This is a genomic window from Brevundimonas sp. FV1ye28 (genome assembly GCF_058681135.1).
On record NZ_CM178731.1, the window covers coordinates 2,865,522 to 2,880,947 of the forward strand.

General features: G+C 67.2%; 13 protein-coding genes and 1 riboswitch. Of the genes, 8 read left to right on the forward strand and 5 right to left on the reverse strand.

Going from position 1 to position 15,426, the window contains the following annotated elements; all coding sequences use genetic code 11:
• Nucleotides 1-38: 38 nt before the first annotated feature.
• Entirely contained in the window at nt 39-1,883 is a 1,845-nt protein-coding gene (locus tag ACW171_RS14090; protein WP_492094029.1) for an LVIVD repeat-containing protein, read from the forward strand.
• Nucleotides 1,884-1,968: 85 nt separating this feature from the next.
• The gene (locus tag ACW171_RS14095) at nt 1,969-3,252 is read left to right on the forward strand and encodes an MFS transporter (RefSeq protein WP_492094031.1); all 1,284 of its coding nucleotides are present in this window, start codon (nt 1,969-1,971) and stop codon (nt 3,250-3,252) included.
• On the opposite strand, the gene ACW171_RS14100 is transcribed toward ACW171_RS14095, so the two are convergent.
• Nucleotides 3,236-4,015 carry a hypothetical protein gene (locus tag ACW171_RS14100; protein ID WP_492094033.1) on the reverse strand — a complete coding sequence of 260 codons (780 nt, stop codon included), beginning with the start codon at nt 4,013-4,015 and terminating at the stop codon, nt 3,236-3,238. The genes ACW171_RS14095 and ACW171_RS14100 overlap by 17 nt on opposite strands.
• A 365-nt stretch (nt 4,016-4,380) precedes the next feature.
• On the opposite strand from ACW171_RS14100, the gene ACW171_RS14105 reads away from it, so the two are divergent.
• Nucleotides 4,381-4,923, forward strand: coding sequence for an OmpA family protein (locus ACW171_RS14105; RefSeq protein WP_492096638.1), 543 nt, complete (start codon nt 4,381-4,383; stop codon nt 4,921-4,923).
• On the opposite strand, the gene ACW171_RS14110 is transcribed toward ACW171_RS14105, so the two are convergent.
• Nucleotides 4,920-5,597, reverse strand: a complete 678-nt coding sequence (locus ACW171_RS14110; protein WP_492094035.1) for a bifunctional 4-hydroxy-2-oxoglutarate aldolase/2-dehydro-3-deoxy-phosphogluconate aldolase — start codon at nt 5,595-5,597, stop codon at nt 4,920-4,922. The genes ACW171_RS14105 and ACW171_RS14110 overlap by 4 nt on opposite strands.
• 564 nt (nt 5,598-6,161) lie before the next feature.
• Between ACW171_RS14110 and ACW171_RS14115 the strand changes: the two genes are divergently transcribed.
• Nucleotides 6,162-6,503 (forward strand): endonuclease domain-containing protein, encoded by a 342-nt coding sequence (locus ACW171_RS14115; RefSeq protein WP_492094037.1) that lies wholly within the window; start codon nt 6,162-6,164, stop codon nt 6,501-6,503.
• Nucleotides 6,504-7,365: 862 nt separating this feature from the next.
• Here ACW171_RS14115 and ACW171_RS14120 read toward each other — a convergent pair.
• Both ACW171_RS14120 and thiC read right to left on the reverse strand, forming a co-directional pair.
• Nucleotides 7,366-8,721 (reverse strand): KAP family P-loop NTPase fold protein, encoded by a 1,356-nt coding sequence (locus ACW171_RS14120; protein WP_492094039.1) that lies wholly within the window; start codon nt 8,719-8,721, stop codon nt 7,366-7,368.
• A gap of 79 nt (nt 8,722-8,800) precedes the next feature.
• Entirely contained in the window at nt 8,801-10,630 is a 1,830-nt protein-coding gene (thiC, locus tag ACW171_RS14125) for a phosphomethylpyrimidine synthase ThiC (protein WP_492096639.1), read from the reverse strand.
• A gap of 139 nt (nt 10,631-10,769) precedes the next feature.
• Nucleotides 10,770-10,877: riboswitch (TPP riboswitch) on the reverse strand.
• A 62-nt stretch (nt 10,878-10,939) separates the two neighbouring features.
• Between thiC and ACW171_RS14130 the strand changes: the two genes are divergently transcribed.
• The 4 genes from ACW171_RS14130 (at nt 10,940) to ACW171_RS14145 (ending at nt 14,114) form a co-directional block, all read left to right on the forward strand.
• Nucleotides 10,940-12,202, forward strand: coding sequence for a bifunctional alpha/beta hydrolase/OsmC family protein (locus ACW171_RS14130; RefSeq protein WP_492094041.1), 1,263 nt, complete (start codon nt 10,940-10,942; stop codon nt 12,200-12,202).
• Nucleotides 12,203-12,317: 115 nt separating this feature from the next.
• A complete protein-coding gene (locus ACW171_RS14135) occupies nt 12,318-12,734 on the forward strand; it encodes a BLUF domain-containing protein (RefSeq protein ID WP_492094043.1) in 417 nt (138 codons plus the stop codon).
• 58 nt (nt 12,735-12,792) lie between these two features.
• The gene (gene cuyA / locus ACW171_RS14140; protein WP_492094045.1) at nt 12,793-13,794 is read left to right on the forward strand and encodes a D-cysteate sulfo-lyase; all 1,002 of its coding nucleotides are present in this window, start codon (nt 12,793-12,795) and stop codon (nt 13,792-13,794) included.
• A gap of 8 nt (nt 13,795-13,802) precedes the next feature.
• A complete protein-coding gene (locus ACW171_RS14145; protein WP_492094048.1) occupies nt 13,803-14,114 on the forward strand; it encodes a hypothetical protein in 312 nt (103 codons plus the stop codon).
• Between the two features lie 3 nt (nt 14,115-14,117).
• Here ACW171_RS14145 and ACW171_RS14150 read toward each other — a convergent pair whose 3' ends face one another.
• A complete protein-coding gene (locus ACW171_RS14150) occupies nt 14,118-15,383 on the reverse strand; it encodes a DUF819 family protein (protein WP_492094050.1) in 1,266 nt (421 codons plus the stop codon).
• Nucleotides 15,384-15,426 lie beyond the last annotated feature (43 nt).

Here is a 15,426-nt window from a genome sequence, read left to right on the forward strand (position 1 = left end):
TGAAAATCCCGACTAACCCTGAAGCGAGAGACCCGGCCATGAACGTGCGCAGAACCCTTCTTTCCTCCGCCGCCGTGATCGGCGTCCTGCTGGGCGCCGGCGCCGCCGCTGCGCAGCAATCCTCTGGACCCGGGGCCGTCCAGGTCATCGGCACCGACGCCCGCTCCACGCTGTCGGCAGGCTATGCCGACGCCGGCACGGCGGCCGAGGGGATGGAACTGCTCAGCCACACGCCGCACGCGCCGGGCTTCGGCACCGACCAGACGATGTTCTCGCCGCCGCGCAGCCGCGAGGAGGGCGAGGCCCTTCGGGCGCAGGCGACCGGCAACCCCGGCTTCAGCGTTCTGGGCATGGCCAACACCGACATGGCCGTGTCGAACGGCAAGCTGTTCGTCGGCAACTTCAACGGCTTCAATGCCTATGACGTCTCGGGCGCCGAGCCGCGTCTGGTGATGTCGGTGGTCTGCCCCGGCGGTCAGGGCGACGTGTCTGTCCACGGCAACCTGCTGTTCATGTCGGTCGAGGAAGGCCGTGGCCGTCTCGACTGTTCGGCCGGCGGCAATGAGGGCGACGTGAACGCCCAACGCTTCCGCGGCGTGCGCATCTTCGACATCTCGGATCTGAACGCCCCGCGCCAGGTCGCGGCCGTCCAGACCTGCCGCGGGTCGCACACCCACACCCTGCTGCCCAGCGCGACCGACCGGAACGTCCTCTATGTCTACGGCCAGGGCACGTCGGGCGTGCGCAAGACCGAAGAACTGGACATCTGCACCGACGGCCAGCCGGACGAGAACCCCGAGACGGCCCTGTTCTCCATCGACGTGATCAAGGTGCCGCTGGATCGGCCGCAGGACGCCGAACTGGTCAACCGACCGCGCATCTTCGCCGATGCGACGACGGGCCGGGTCGCCGGTCTGTGGCGCGGCGGTCGCGCCGGTCTGGCCAGCCAGGATACGGCCCAGACCAACCAGTGCCACGACATCACGGTCTTCCCCGAGATTGGTCTGGCCGGCGGCGCGTGCAGCGGCAACGGCATCCTGCTGGATATCTCCGACCCCGAGAACCCGCGCCGCACGTCCGAGGTCTTCGACCCCGACATGGCCTACTGGCACTCGGCGACCTTCAACAACGCGGGCGACAAGGTCGTCTTCACCGACGAGTGGAGCGGCGGCATCGGCGCGCGTTGCCAGGCGACGGATCCCGCCACCTGGGGCGCCAACATGATCGCCACCATCGCCGACCGCACCCTGACGCCCCGCGCCTTCCACAAGCTGCCGGCGGCCCAGGGCGCGACCGAGAACTGCGTGGCGCACAACGGCAACATCATCCCGGTGCCGGGCCGCGACCTGATGGTCCAGTCCTGGTACCAGGGAGGCATCTCGGTGATGGACTTCACCGACGCTTCCCGCCCGGTCGAGATCGCCTATTTCGACCGCGGCCCGATCAGCGCCGAGCGTCTGTATGTCGGTGGTTCGTGGTCGGCCTACTGGTTCAACGGCCGGGTCTATTCTAGCGAGATCGCGCGCGGTCTGGACGTGCTGAAACTGGTCCCGAACGCCCAGCTGTCGGCGGCCGAGATCGCGGCGGCCGAGGCCGTCATGGCGAACGAGATCAATCCGCAGCTTCAGACGCGGGTCACATGGGCCGACACGCCTGATGTGGCCGCCTCTTATGTCGACCAGCTGGCGCGCACCGACGCCATCGCCGACGACGTCGAGGCCCAGGCCCGCACGGTGATCGAGGGCTGGCGTTCGGGTTCGACCGACAAGGCCGCCGCCGGCGCCCTGGCCACGGCGATGGCGACCGCTCCGGAAGGTGCGACCGATGCGACCAAGGCGCGGATGGCGTCGCTGTCTGCCCTGTTGGGACGACTGGCGGCCTAAGGCGTCCAAAGTTCGGGACAAAGGGGCGGCGAGAGGGATCTCTCCGCCCCTTTTCTTTGTCCATCAGGCGGGTGCAGGGTGCGGCATGACCGAAGACGACCACCAGCCGATGACCAAGCGGTCCATGGCCATCGCAGCCTTCTCGACCGTGGTCGAATGGTATGACTTCACCCTCTATCTCTATCTGGCCACGGTGCTGTCGCGGGTCTTCTTCGGCGGCGGGGAAGAGTCCCTGCTGATCACCCTGGGCGGGTTCGCCGTGGCCTATCTGATGCGGCCGGTCGGGGCGGTGGTGTTCGGTCATATCGGCGACCGCTTCGGGCGACGGCGCACGATGTTGTTGTCCGTCGCCCTGATGACGGCGGCCATGATCGTCACAGCCATCCTGCCGACCTATGGGATGATCGGAGCGGCGGCGGGCGTGTTGCTGCTGCTGGTCCGGTGCGTCATGGGGTTCTCGGTCGGCGGAGAGTACACGGGCGTGGTCGCCTACCTGCTGGAAGGGGCCCCGCGCCACCGGCGAGGGTTGATCGCGTCGTCAGCCTCGGCGGCGAGCGAGATCGGGGCTTTGCTGGCGGTGGGGATCTGCGCCCTGACCGCGCATCTTCTGAGCCCGGCGGATCTGGACGCCTGGGGTTGGCGAATTCCGTTCGTGGTCGGGGCGGTGCTGGCCGGCAGCGTCTGGCTGGCGCGATCGACGATGCAGGAATCGCCGGATTTCGAGCGCCAGAAGGCGGCGGGCACCGTGCCCGTCAGCCCCCTGCTGCATACGTTGCGGCATCACCGTAAGGGGATCGCGAGGGCCTTCGCCATCTCTGCCCTAGGGTCGATCACCTACTATGTCGGCATCACCTATGTGCCGGTGTTCCTGACCTCGACGGGCGGGCTGGGGGAGACGGTCTCCCTTTGGCTGGCGACGATCGCGGCGGTGGTGGTGATCGCCGTCACGCCCTTGACGGGGATGCTGTCGGACCGATGGGGACGAAAGCCCGTCCTGATCATGCTGGCCCTGTGCGCCGCCGCCCTGCCGTCGGCCATGTTCTCGCTGATGGCCGTGGGCGGCGAGACAGGAGCCCTGCTGGGCGCGGTGGTCCTGGCCTGCGTCGCGGGCGGGGTCAGCGCGGTCGGGGCGGTGGCGACGGCGGAACAGTTTCCGGGCGAGGGGCGGCTGACCGGACTGGCGCTCGGGGCCACGGCGGCGACGGCGGTGTTCGGCGGCTTCACCCCCTGGCTGGCCCAGTGGCTGATCGGGCTGACAGGCGCGAACTGGGCCCCGGGGGCGATGATCGCTGTGGTGGCCCTGGTGGTGTTGCCGGTCTTCTTCCAGGCGCCGGAGACCGCGCCGGGCAGGCTCAACCCGCGCCGGTGAGGTCGGACCAGCGCCAGGAGCCCTGACCCAGGGCCAGTCGGGGGCCGTCGGCGTCGTCTTCCAGCGTCAGAAGAACGAAGCCACGCATGGACTGGCGCCGGCACTCGGCCGGGGCGAAGGCGACGGCCACGGAAATCGCCTGACGCAGGCCCGCCAGACCGCGACCTTCCTCGCCCGGGTTCATGAGCCAGTCGCCGTCCCAGACCAGCAGGGCGCGCTGCGAGGCGGGCAGGGCGCGTTGGGCGCGGGCGGCCGAGGCCACCACGCCGGCGTTGCCGCGCAAGGCCTCCTGAACCCGGCGGATCATGTCGCAGCGCCCGGCGCCGGTCCCCGAACCGCCGCCGCCGCCCGGCGGGCCATTCCCGTCCGCGCCCGTGCCGGAGCCGACGGTCGCCGCGCCCGCGAGCTGGGCCTGGGTCAGGCCGGCGGGGGGAGGCGCGGGGGCCGGACCCGGCGGAGCGGCCGCGACCGGCAGGGATTCGACCTCGGGCGGGGCCGGGCGGGGCGGGCGCGGCGCGGCGGGCGGCCGGGGCCTGGGCGGGGTCGGAGCCTGGGTCGCGGGGGCTGGCGGTTCGGCGGCTTGGGAGGGCTCTGCCGGGCCCGGCGGCGGATCGGGTTGGGCGACTGGAAGCGGGGGCGGCGGAGGGGTCAGGGTGACCGTCACCGGCTCGGGCGGCGGGTCGGCGGAAAAAATCGTCGGGGTCGGCGCGACCGCCAGGAAGGCCGCCAGACCCGCCAGATGGACCCCGACGCTGACCGCCAAGCCGGGCGCCCAGGCGCGGCGCGAGGCCTTCGTCCGGCGCGAGCGGATCGGCGGCTTTTCCGTTTGGCTTTCGACGCTTGGGGGCAAGAGGAGGCCCGTTTCGGCGACGCTTGCAGCGCCCGGCAGTCCCCTTGAGACCACCCCGAGACGTCAGGATCGTGGCGCCCGCTCGCGGCCGTCCGGGCACGGAGCTTACGGCCAAGCTGCCGGAATCATGCCCCACCCCGGTCATTCCAAGGCCTTTCGCCGTGTCCCTGATCACGACTGCGCGACGTTCGGAAGTGGCGCTCCGGCCCCTCAGGAGATCTCCCTTGATCCAGTCTCAAGCCCTCGCAATCCCCCGCGCCAACCTGCGCCCCGTTCTGATGACCGGCGTCGTCCTGACGCTCGGCCTGCTCGCCTCGGGCTGCGCCACGCGCGCCTTCGTGCGCGACAACGTCGCCGTCGTAGACCAGCGGGTGGACGCCACCGACGCCCGTCTGGGGACCGTCGAGGGCACGGCCAACGACGCCCTGCAACGCGCCACGGCGGCCCAGCAGCTGGCCGAGGGCAAGTTCATGTACGAGGTCGTCCTGTCGGATGACTCCGTCAAATTCCCGTCCGACCGCGACGCCCTGTCGCCCGAGGCCGAGGCCCGTCTGACCGAGCTGGCGAACCGGCTGAAGGCCGAGAACGTCAACGTCTACCTGGAGATCCAGGGCCACACCGACGCCGCCGGCCCCGAGGCCTACAACGACGCCCTGGGCGCAGCCCGGGCCGAGGCCGTCCGTCGCTCGCTGAGCCGTCAGGGCATCGCCCTGAACCGCATGGCCACCATCAGCTATGGCGAAGAGGCGCCCGTCGCCGACAACACCACCCCCGAAGGCCGCGCCCAGAACCGGCGCGTGGCCATCGTGGTCCTGAGCTAGGCCTTACCGGCGCGGAAGGCGGCGACGGCGTCGACGGCGCCCCGGACCGAGGCCTCGATCCCGGCCCAGTCGCCCGCCTTCACCGCCGCGTCGGTGACGAGCTTGGAGCCCATGCCCGCCGCCACGATCCCGGCGCCGAACCATTTCGAGATGGAGGCGGCGTCGGGGTCGACGCCGCCGGTCGGCATGATCTTGGTCCAGGGCATGGGCCCCATGACCGCCTTGACGAAGTCCGGACCGCCGACCGAGGCGCCGGGGAACAGCTTGATGATGTCGCAGCCGAGCGCATGGGCCTCGGTGATGTCGCGCACCGAGCCGCAGCCGGGGAAATAGGCGACCATGCGCCGGTTGCAGACCGTCGCCACCTCGGGCACCAGGGCCGGCGAGACCACGAACCGCGCCGCGCGGTTCAGGTACATGGCCGCCGTCCCGGCATCGAGCACCGAGCCGATGCCCAGCACGATGTCGGGATCCGTCCGGCCTAGTTCCTTTGCGATCTCGGCGAACAGGTCGACGGCGAAGTCGCCCCGGTTGGTGAACTCGATCACCGGCGCCCCGCCGCGCGCACAGGCGCGGATCACGTTCATCGCGACCTCGGGGTCGGGATTGTAGAAGACCGGGCATACGCCCTGGGCTTCGAGGGCTTTCAGGACGGAAACGCGATCGATCGGCATGGTGGGGCTCCGGGGTATGCCGACGGATCGCGGATCGATGGCCCCTGCGTCAAGCCACTTCGGGTTTCAGAGGCCGGGGTGTGGACACCAAAACACCGTCCGAAGCGTCCGAAGCGTCCGAAGCGTCCGCTGCGTTTGGATTGTCCCATGTCATGCCGTCCATGCGCTCGCCTCCCGTCGCGGGACGACCAGTGTGAGGGCGTTTCGGGGGGCGTTAAGGAAAAGGGCTTTCGATCGCTCCGATCGTTGATCGGAAAAGCGAATTCAGACGATGCTTTGCCAACTTGGGTATGTACCCTCTCCCGGCGGGTGGAGGAAGGATCGTATACGATCCGACGACGGGCTTGAGGCTCGCAGAGCGCAGCGATGCGTGAAGCCGAAAGGGTGAGGGGCATGCGTTGCGGTCGGTGTGAGCCGTATCCTCGTCCGTGCGACGGCTTGCGCCGCCGGACGCGCCAACCCCTCATCCGACCCCTTCGGGGCCACCTTCTCCCGCCGGGAGAAGGGAAAGGAGGCCTCAGTTTGCGCTTCTCCTTCAGCGGGAAAACGGCACAATCTCCGGTCATGTCTCGTGCCCGCGATCTTCGCCAGTCCGCCGGTCTCGCCGAACGGCGCGTCTGGGCCAGGCTGCGCGGCGGCACCGTCGAGGGGATCAAGGTCCGGCGCCAGCATGACATCGGTCGCTACACTGTGGACTTCGCCTGCGTGGCCCTGCGCCTGGTCATCGAGATCGACGGCGGCGTCCACGACCGCGACGACGTCAGGGTGCGGGACCATTGGCGCCAGACCGAGATCGAGGCCCTGGGCTGGGTTGTCGTGCGGTTCAGCAATGAGACGGCGCTTGGCGAACCGTGGCGCATCGACGACGCGATCCGGGACAGGGCGAGGGTGCTGGGTGTGTTGTAACCCTCTCCCGGCGGGTGGAGGAAGGATCGTATACGATCCGACGACGGGCTTGAGGCTCGGCAAGCGTAGCGAGCCGCCAGCCGACCCGAAGGGCGGCGCGTAGCAGCCAAAGGGTGAGGGGCATCCGTCGAAGTCGGCGTGAGCCGTGCCCGTGCGGCGGCTCACGCCGACGGACCCGCCAGCCCCTCACCCTTTCGCGCAATCCTGATCGCTGGCGCTCTCAGGCGCTCAAGCCCGTCGTCGGATCGCATGCGATCCTTCCTCCACCCGCCGGGAGAGTGAGGATCAACGCCGCCCCTCTCCCGGCGGGAGAGGGTTTGAGGCTCGCAGAGCGGAGCGATGCGCCAAGCCGAAAGGGTGAGGGGCATCCGTCGAAGTCGGCGTGAGCCGTGCCCGTGCGACGGCTCACGCCGACGGACCCGCCAGCCCCTCACCCTTTCGCGCAATCCTGATCGCTGACGCTCTCAGGCGCTCAAGCCCGTCGTCGGATCGCATGCGATCCTTCCTCCACCCGCCGGGAGAGTGAGGATCAACGCCGCCCCTCTCCCGGCGGGAGAGGGTTTGAGGCTCGCAGAGCGGAGCGATGCGCCAAGCCGAAAGGGTGAGGGGCATCCGTCGAAGTCGGCGCCAGCCGTGCCCGTGCGACGGCTCACGCCGACGGACCCGCCAGCCCCTCACCCTTTCGCCCAATCCTGATCGCTGACGCTCTCAGGCGCTCAAGCCCTCTCCCGCCGGGAGAGGGAGGTTGCGTCCGGGTTGACGGACCGGAACGCCTCCGCCCGCTGACGCAGGAAGCGGTTGATGAAAGGGCGTCTTCCCGGCCCCGGTTGGACCGGCGAGGAGAACGAGGGTGGGTAATGATTTACCTTAGCGATATGTTGTCCATTACCGTATCGGCGGTATATGATAGAAGTTGAAGCCTATCTTCGAAGCTGTAAGCAGAAAGTCCGCGATTCATTTGCTGAACAAGTTCGTCGGGCGGAGCTACGTCGGTCACGAACTGCCACCAGTCGGCAGCCCAACCCCAGTTACGCTCCGTATCGTTCCTGAGTGCGTCGAAGGGCAAGAAGTCACAGACGGTAGAGTATGCAAGGCGGCCCTCTTTTGCCCGAACGAATAGTTCGGGCTCGAGGACCTTCATTAGCGCCAATCCACCAATCAATGGGCCCACTCTCAGGCGACTTTCCGGCGTTGTCGCTACCGCAATCGATATAAGTGCTATAGCTCTTTCTATCGTGCGGAAAGATAGGCCTTTTTGCTCCGCTACTGCGCCCACAAAGATTGCTGCAGCTTCGGCGGATTCCCTGTCCTTGCCGCTCAACCCCAAGCCGCTAAGCAAGTAGTGCACATATTTCGTTCGCGCCCGGTCGGAAGCGTAGCGCTCTCTCTGACTTAGAGTCCAAGTAAGGTGGATGAACTTTTGTAGGTAGAGACGAGCATCTATGTCAGTGCCGTACACGGCGCGGACTGAACTGCACAGCTGGGACGAGTTTACGCCCAACACAAAGTGGACGTTTGGCACGGAGAAAAAGTGCTTTACACGCTCCAACAGCTCGAGCGCGAAGGCAGGTTTGCATCGATCAAGTTCATCAATGATAAATATCAGAGGTTTCTGAGATTCGCTTTCCTTAGGTTTAGATAGTAGTGAAGGAAGCTCAGCGAGAGCCTTTCTAAAATCCTCAATGGCGGATCGGTGAGCGGACTGTTTGGTGATCATCTCGCCAATGGTCGCGTCAAAGGCGTCAGCGGATCCATCAGCAAGCGAGTCTGCTAATTCTTCGAGGTCCGTAGTACTCAAAGCTCCTAGGGTGGCTGCTTTTACACCTACCTTCAGCCCGCTGCGCAGTAGAACTTTTCCAGCGTCGATCGCCTTTGACGCAAATTTCTTCGCAGTCTGAGAGGCTCCTTTGTTTCGCTGCTCAACTAAGGAAAAAACTTCCCCGGCTAGGGCAATAAATGCGTCGTCGGCGTAGTCATTTTGAAAGGCGTCAAAGAAAACTACAGGAAAATCAGCCTTCTTAAGCTCTCCGGTCCAAAATCTAAGGAACGTGGTTTTCCCGCTGCCCCATTCTCCGTCGATTGCTAAAACAAGCGGCCGACTTGCGCTTTCGACTAGTTTTGACAAGCCAACTGCTATCGGCGCTCGGCCGAACAGGTCTCTCTCGGGTGAGAAGCCTTCTTCTAGCGTGACCTCAAACTCAGGCGGGAAAATGTGCATCCGGGAATCCTCCTAAGGACCATGAGAGGTTGCATCGATTCGGGCCTCGTGCATTGGCTGCGTAAGGCCGGTGTTTCCCTCACACCTTCACCTCCACCACCCCGCCCCCCGCCCGGAACTTCGCCGACATCTCGGCCATGCCGGCCTCGGCCTCCGCCAGCGAGCCGCCCGCGTCGTTCTGCGCCGCCGCATCCCTCCGGATGTCCTGGCTGATCTTCATCGAGCAGAATTTCGGGCCGCACATGGAGCAGAAGTGGGCGGTCTTGTGGGCCTCCTTGGGCAGGGTGGCGTCGTGGTATTTGCGGGCGGTTTCGGGGTCGAGGCCGAGGTTGAACTGGTCCTCCCAGCGGAACTCGAACCGGGCGCGGGAAAGGGCATCATCGTGCAGGCGGGCGGCGGGGTGGCCCTTGGCCAGGTCGGCGGCGTGGGCGGCGATCTTGTAGGTGATGACGCCGTCCTTGACGTCCTGACGGTCGGGCAGGCCCAGATGCTCCTTGGGCGTGACGTAGCAGAGCATGGCCGTGCCGAACCAGCCGATCATGGCCGCGCCGATGGCCGAGGTGATGTGGTCGTAGCCGGGGGCGATGTCGGTGGTCAGCGGCCCGAGCGTATAGAAGGGCGCCTCGTGGCAGTGCTTCAGTTGCTCATCCATATTGGCCTTGATCTTGTGCATCGGCACGTGACCGGGGCCCTCGATCATGACCTGGCAGCCCTTGGCCCAGGCGATCTTCGTCAGTTCGCCGAGGGTGCGGAGCTCGGCGAACTGGGCCTCGTCATTGGCGTCGGCGATGGAGCCGGGACGCAGGCCGTCGCCGAGGCTGAACGACACGTCGTAGGCCCGCATGATGTCGCAGATGTCCTCGAAATGCTCGTAGAGGAAGCTCTCGCGGTGATGGCTGAGGCACCATTTGGCCATGATGGAGCCGCCGCGCGAGACGATGCCGGTGACGCGTTTCGCCGTCATCGGGATGAAGGGCAGGCGGACGCCCGCGTGGATGGTGAAATAGTCGACGCCCTGTTCGGCCTGTTCGATCAGGGTGTCGCGATAGACCTCCCAGGTCAGGTCCTCGGCGACGCCGTTCACCTTTTCCAGCGCCTGGTAGATGGGGACCGTGCCGATGGGGACGCTGGAGTTGCGGATGATCCAGTCGCGGATGTTGTGGATGTTGCGGCCCGTCGACAGGTCCATGACGTTGTCGGCGCCCCAGCGGGTGGCCCAGACCAGCTTGTCGACCTCGTCGTCCACGGAGGACAGGACGGCCGAGTTGCCGATGTTGGCGTTGATCTTCACCAGGAAGTTGCGGCCGATGATCATCGGCTCGACTTCCGGGTGGTTGATGTTGTGCGGGATGATGGCGCGGCCGCGGGCGATCTCCTGACGCACGAACTCGGGCGTGACGAAGTCGGGAATGGCGGCGCCGAAGTCCTCGCCATCGCGGATGCAGGGGGCGGACTGTTCGCGGCGCAGGTTCTCGCGGATGGCGACGTATTCCATCTCGGGGGTGATGATGCCGGCCTTCGCGTATTCGTACTGGGTGACGGGGCGGCCCTCGACGCCCTTGAACACCTTGTGGTTGGAGACGTCGAAGCGGGGGGCGAGGTGGCGGCCGGAGGCGTGGCCGTTGTCCTCGGGCTTGACCTCGCGCGGGTTGAGGACGGGGGCGATGTCGCCGCGATCCCGCTGCCAGCTGGACTTGACCAGGGGGAGGCCGCGCTTGATGTCGATGGTGACGGTCGGGTCGGTGTAGGGGCCGGAGGAGTCATAGATGGTCACCGGCGGCTCGTTGGCGCTGGGGTGGACGGCGACCTCGCGGAAGGGGACGCGGATGTCGGGGTAGAGCTCGCCGGCGACATAGACCTTGCGGGAGCCGGCGCGTTCGCCGGTGGGGATGGTGCCGGTCTCGCGCATGACTTCCTCGCGGGCGTCTTTCAGCGACAAATCCACGGCGGGATCGTGCGAGGGTTCGGCGGGGACGTGGATGTTCATGGCGGCCTCTGTGGTTTCAGAGGGTCGCGCCGACGTCGGACGAGAAATTGGTCCCGTGGCGAGACCGAAAGCGTACTCATCCCTTCGCCGGCATGACCCGGATCAGGTTCGGCCGGTCAGGCGCTTACGCCTATCTCAGCGGCTCAGGCGCCGCCCCCGGGAGAACGCGGCGACGATAGGACGATGGCGGCGGATTGGCTAGGGTCGTCGCGCAGCGCCGGAGCCAAGACCATGCAGACCGAACCCTTCGACTTCACGACCCCGGACGGTCGCCACGTCAACGCGGTGCTGGACCGGCCCAGCGGGCAGGCGCGGGGGTTCGCCCTGTTCGCCCACTGTTTCACCTGCGGGAAGGACAATCTGGCGGCGACGCGGATCAGTCGGGCCCTGGCCAACGAAGGCGTGGGGACTCTGAGGCTGGATTTCGCGGGCATCGGCGAGGCGGGGATGGCGGCCACGCCGGCCGGGTTCACCGTGGATGTCGCGGACCTGATCGCGGCGGGCGAGCATATGGCCGCGCACGGCTGTGCGCCGGGCCTGCTGATCGGCCACAGCCTGGGGGGTGCGGCGGCGATCGCGGCGGCGGGGCGGATGCCTTCGGTCAAATGCGTGGCGACGATCGGCGCACCCTTCGACGTCGACCATGTGCTGAAGCTGCTGGGGCCCGAGGCCGAGGGGCTGCAGCACGGCGAAACCCATTGCGTGAAGGTCGCCGGACGCGAGATCTCGGTCGGGGCAGGCTTCGCCGAGAGCCTGAAGGCCCAGGACCAGGCCGCGCGGCTGAAGGAGCTGAAGAAGGCATTGCTGATCCTGCATTCGCCGATCGACCAGATCGTCGGGATCGAGGAATCGACCGGGATTTATCTGGCAGCGAAACATCCCAAGAGCTTCGTCTCGCTGGATACGGCGGACCATCTGCTGTCCAGGCCGGAGGACGCCGTCTATGCCGCCACGGTGATCGCGGCCTGGGCCTCGCGCTATGTCGACGAGATGACGACGCCGATGTCGCCCGCGCCCGCCGACGGGGTGGTGCGCGTCGCCGAGACGGGAGCGGGCAGGTTCCAGGTCAAGGTCGAGGCGGGCGGTGCGGTCCTGATGGGCGATGAGCCGACCTCGGTCGGGGGGATGGCGTCGGGGCCGACGCCCTATGAGCTGGTCGGGGCGGGGCTGGGGGCGTGCACCGTGATGACGCTGAGGCTCTATGCCGAGCGCAAGGGATTGCCGCTGGAGCGCGCCTCGGTCGAGGTGCGGCACGAGAAACGGACGGGCGAGACGCCGCCCGACGTGTTCGAACGGACCCTGACGCTGGATGGCCTGCTGAGCGAGGAGCAGCGGGCGCGCCTGTTCGAGATCGCCGACAAATGCCCGGTGCACCGGACGCTGGAAGGCGGCTCGCGGATCGTGACCCGCGTGACGGCGGCAATGGCCGCGCCGGACGAGGCCGAGCATTTCATGGAGATGGAGATGGCGGCGGACGAGGCGGAACCGAGCTGAGCTCCAACCCGCCCTTGTGTCGGGAAACGGACATTTCTTGTTATGTTGTCGATATTTACCGGTCAGATACCGGTCAGGTTGCAAACGGGATGCGGGGAGCTTTTTGGAGCCAGACGTGCCGACACTCGAAAGACTTCTCTACGCCAGCACCGCGACCGGTCGGACCGACAGCCTGCTGAACATGGCGACCATCCTCGGCGAGTCGCAACGCAACAACGACCGTGACGGACTGACGGGGGCCCTGGCGGCGCACGACGGTCGCTTCATCCAGGTCATCGAGGGCCAGTCGGGCGTGCTGGACGGTCTGCTGCGTCGACTGGCGCCGGACCCTCGGCACCGCGACATCGTCATTCTGGATCGCCGACCCGTCACGGAGCGCCAGTTCGAAGGCTGGAGCATGGCCAGCTCGCGGCTTGGGCCCGCGACGGCGCCGATCCTGGAGCGGCTGATGGCCACGCCGGACACCTCGGCGGCGGAAATCATCGCTCTGTTGCGCGAAACGCTCGACGTCGGCGACGCCCGCCTCGCCTGAGGCTTCGCACGCGGCGCAAGGCGGGATAGGACAGGGCGAACCCGAAAGGCCGCCCCAAATGCATCTCGCCCGTTTTCCCCGCGTGCGCCTCGCTCATCTGCCGACGCCGCTGGAGCCCGCGCCGGGGCTGTCGCAGGCACTGGGCATCGACCTTTGGATCAAGCGGGATGACTGCACTGGCCTGGCCGGCGGGGGCAACAAGACGCGCAAGCTCGAGTTCCTGCTGGGCGACGCCTTCGAGCAGGACGCCGACACCCTGGTGACGCAGGGGGCGGTGCAGTCGAACCATGTGCGCCAGACCGCGGCCGCCGCAGCCGTGATGGGGCTAAAGTGCGAGATCATCCTGGAGGAACGGACCGGGTCGAAGGCACCGGACTATGTTCACAACGGCAACGTGCTGCTGGACCGGCTGTTCGGTGCGACCATTCGCTCCGTACCCGGAGGATCGGACATGCCGGCCGAGCTGGAGAAGACGGCGGAAGAGGTCCGGGCACGCGGCGGCAATCCCTATGTGATCCCCGGCGGCGGTTCGAATGCGATCGGGGCGCTGGGCTATGTCGATTGCGCGCGCGAGATCGTGTTCCAGGCGGACGAACTGGATCTGGTCGTCGATCGGATCGTGACGGCGACGGGCAGTGCCGGGACGCACGCGGGTCTGGTCGCCGGTCTGGCGGTGCTGGGCGCCGACATTCCGGTGCTGGGCATCGGGGTCCGGGCGCCGAAAGAGAAGCAGGAAGCCAATGTCCTGAAACTGGCGAAGGAGACGGCGGCCTTGCTGGGCCATCCCGACCGGGTGACGGACGAGATGGTCGTGGCCGATTGCGACTATGTCGGCGCGGGCTATGGCCTGATCGACCAGGGGGTGGTGGACGCCCTCACGCTGGCGGCGCGGACGGACGGGATCCTGCTGGACCCGGTCTATACGGGCAAGGCGATGAAGGGGCTGATCGCGCTCGCCAAGGCCGGTCGGTTCGAGGGCGAGCGGGTGGTCTTCCTGCATACCGGCGGGGCGCAGGGTCTGGCCGGGTATCAAGGTGAGCTGGACGCGATGCTGGGCTGAGGCCGGTCATGCGCGCTGTTCTGCCCATAGCGGCCTGTCTGATCCTGGCGTCCTGCGCGACGGCCGGGCGCGTCCATGATCGGGCGGCGAGCGAGGCGTTTCAGCCGGGCGTGACCACGCCCGAACAGGCTCTGGCGGCCATGGGGCCGGCCGATGTGGATGTGCACAGGCCCGACGGCGGACGGGTTCTCGCGTGTAAATATCGGCGGCTGACCGGGCTGAACGTCCGGGAGTACACGGTGTCGGCGCGGTTCGACGCGGCGGGCAGACTGATCGATGTCCACAATCCCAAAGACGGGCAGATCATCGATCCGTTCTAGGGCTCAGCCCGCTCCCGCAGCGATCTGCATCATCACCAGCCCGGTAAACCAGGCCGCCGCGGTGCCGACGATGTAGCCGACGACCGCCAGGAGGACCCCGACCGGGGCCAGGGACGGATGGAAGGCCGCCGCCGCGACCGGGGCCGAGGCGGCCCCGCCGATATTGGCCATCGAACCGACGCCAAGGAAGAAGCTGGGCGAGCGGATCAGGAAGGCCATGGCGAACATCAGGGCCACGTGGACCAGCATCCAGACCCCGCCGATGACGAAATAGACCGGCGAGTCCAGGATGGCGCCGATGTTCATGTTCAGGCCCACGGTGGCGACCAGCAGATAGACGAAGACCGATCCGATCTTGGCGGCGCCCGGACCCTGAAGCTTTCGCGCGCTGGTGAAGGACAGGACGACGCCGATGACGGTGGCGATCAGGACCAGCCAGAAGAAGCTGGAATCGAACGACAGACGCTGGGCCCATTCGAAGGTCGATCCGAACCAGGCGGACAGCGGATCGGCGATGGCGTGCGACAGGCCGACCGCGCCGAAGGCGACGGCGACGATGAAGATCAGGTCCTTGAGAACGGGGATGCGGGCGTGTTCGGTCTCATAGGCCTCGGCCTTGTCCCGGACGCGATCGACGGCGGAGGCGTCGGCGCGGAACAGCCTGTCCATCCGCGTCTGGTTGGCGGCGATCCACAGGACGACGGCCATCCACAGGTTGGCGACGACGACATCCACCGCGATCCAGATCGAGAAGACGTCGGGACCGGCGCCGTAGATCTCGTAGAGGGCTGTCTGGTTGGCCGAGCCGCCGATCCAGCTGCCGGCGACGGTGGCCATGCCGCGCCAGATCGCCTCCGGTCCGGCGCCCATCAGATCCGGCGCGATCCAGCTGGTCAGGAGAAGGGCGACGGGCCCGCCGATCATCACCCCCACGGTTCCGGTGAAGAACATGATCAGGGCCTTTGGCCCCAGGCCGATCACGGCGGGCAGGTCGGCCGATACGGTCAGCAGGACCAGGGCGGCGGGCAGGAGAAAGCGTGAGGCGATGAAATAGAGCCGCGAGGTCTCCGGATCGACCACGCCGAAGGTCGTCAGCAGGGACGGCAGGAAATAGCAGAGCAGCAGGGCGGGAACGACGGCGAAGAACCGCTTCGCCCAGGGATGGCTGAGACCGGACGCCCAGAAGACTCCGCCGAGGATCACGGCCAGCAGGCCGAGGACAACGGCGTCGTTGGTGATCAGGGCCGTGGTCTCGGCTTCGATCTGCATGGCGTTCGTTCCCCGTTTTCGACCATAAGGGGGCGCGCCGCGA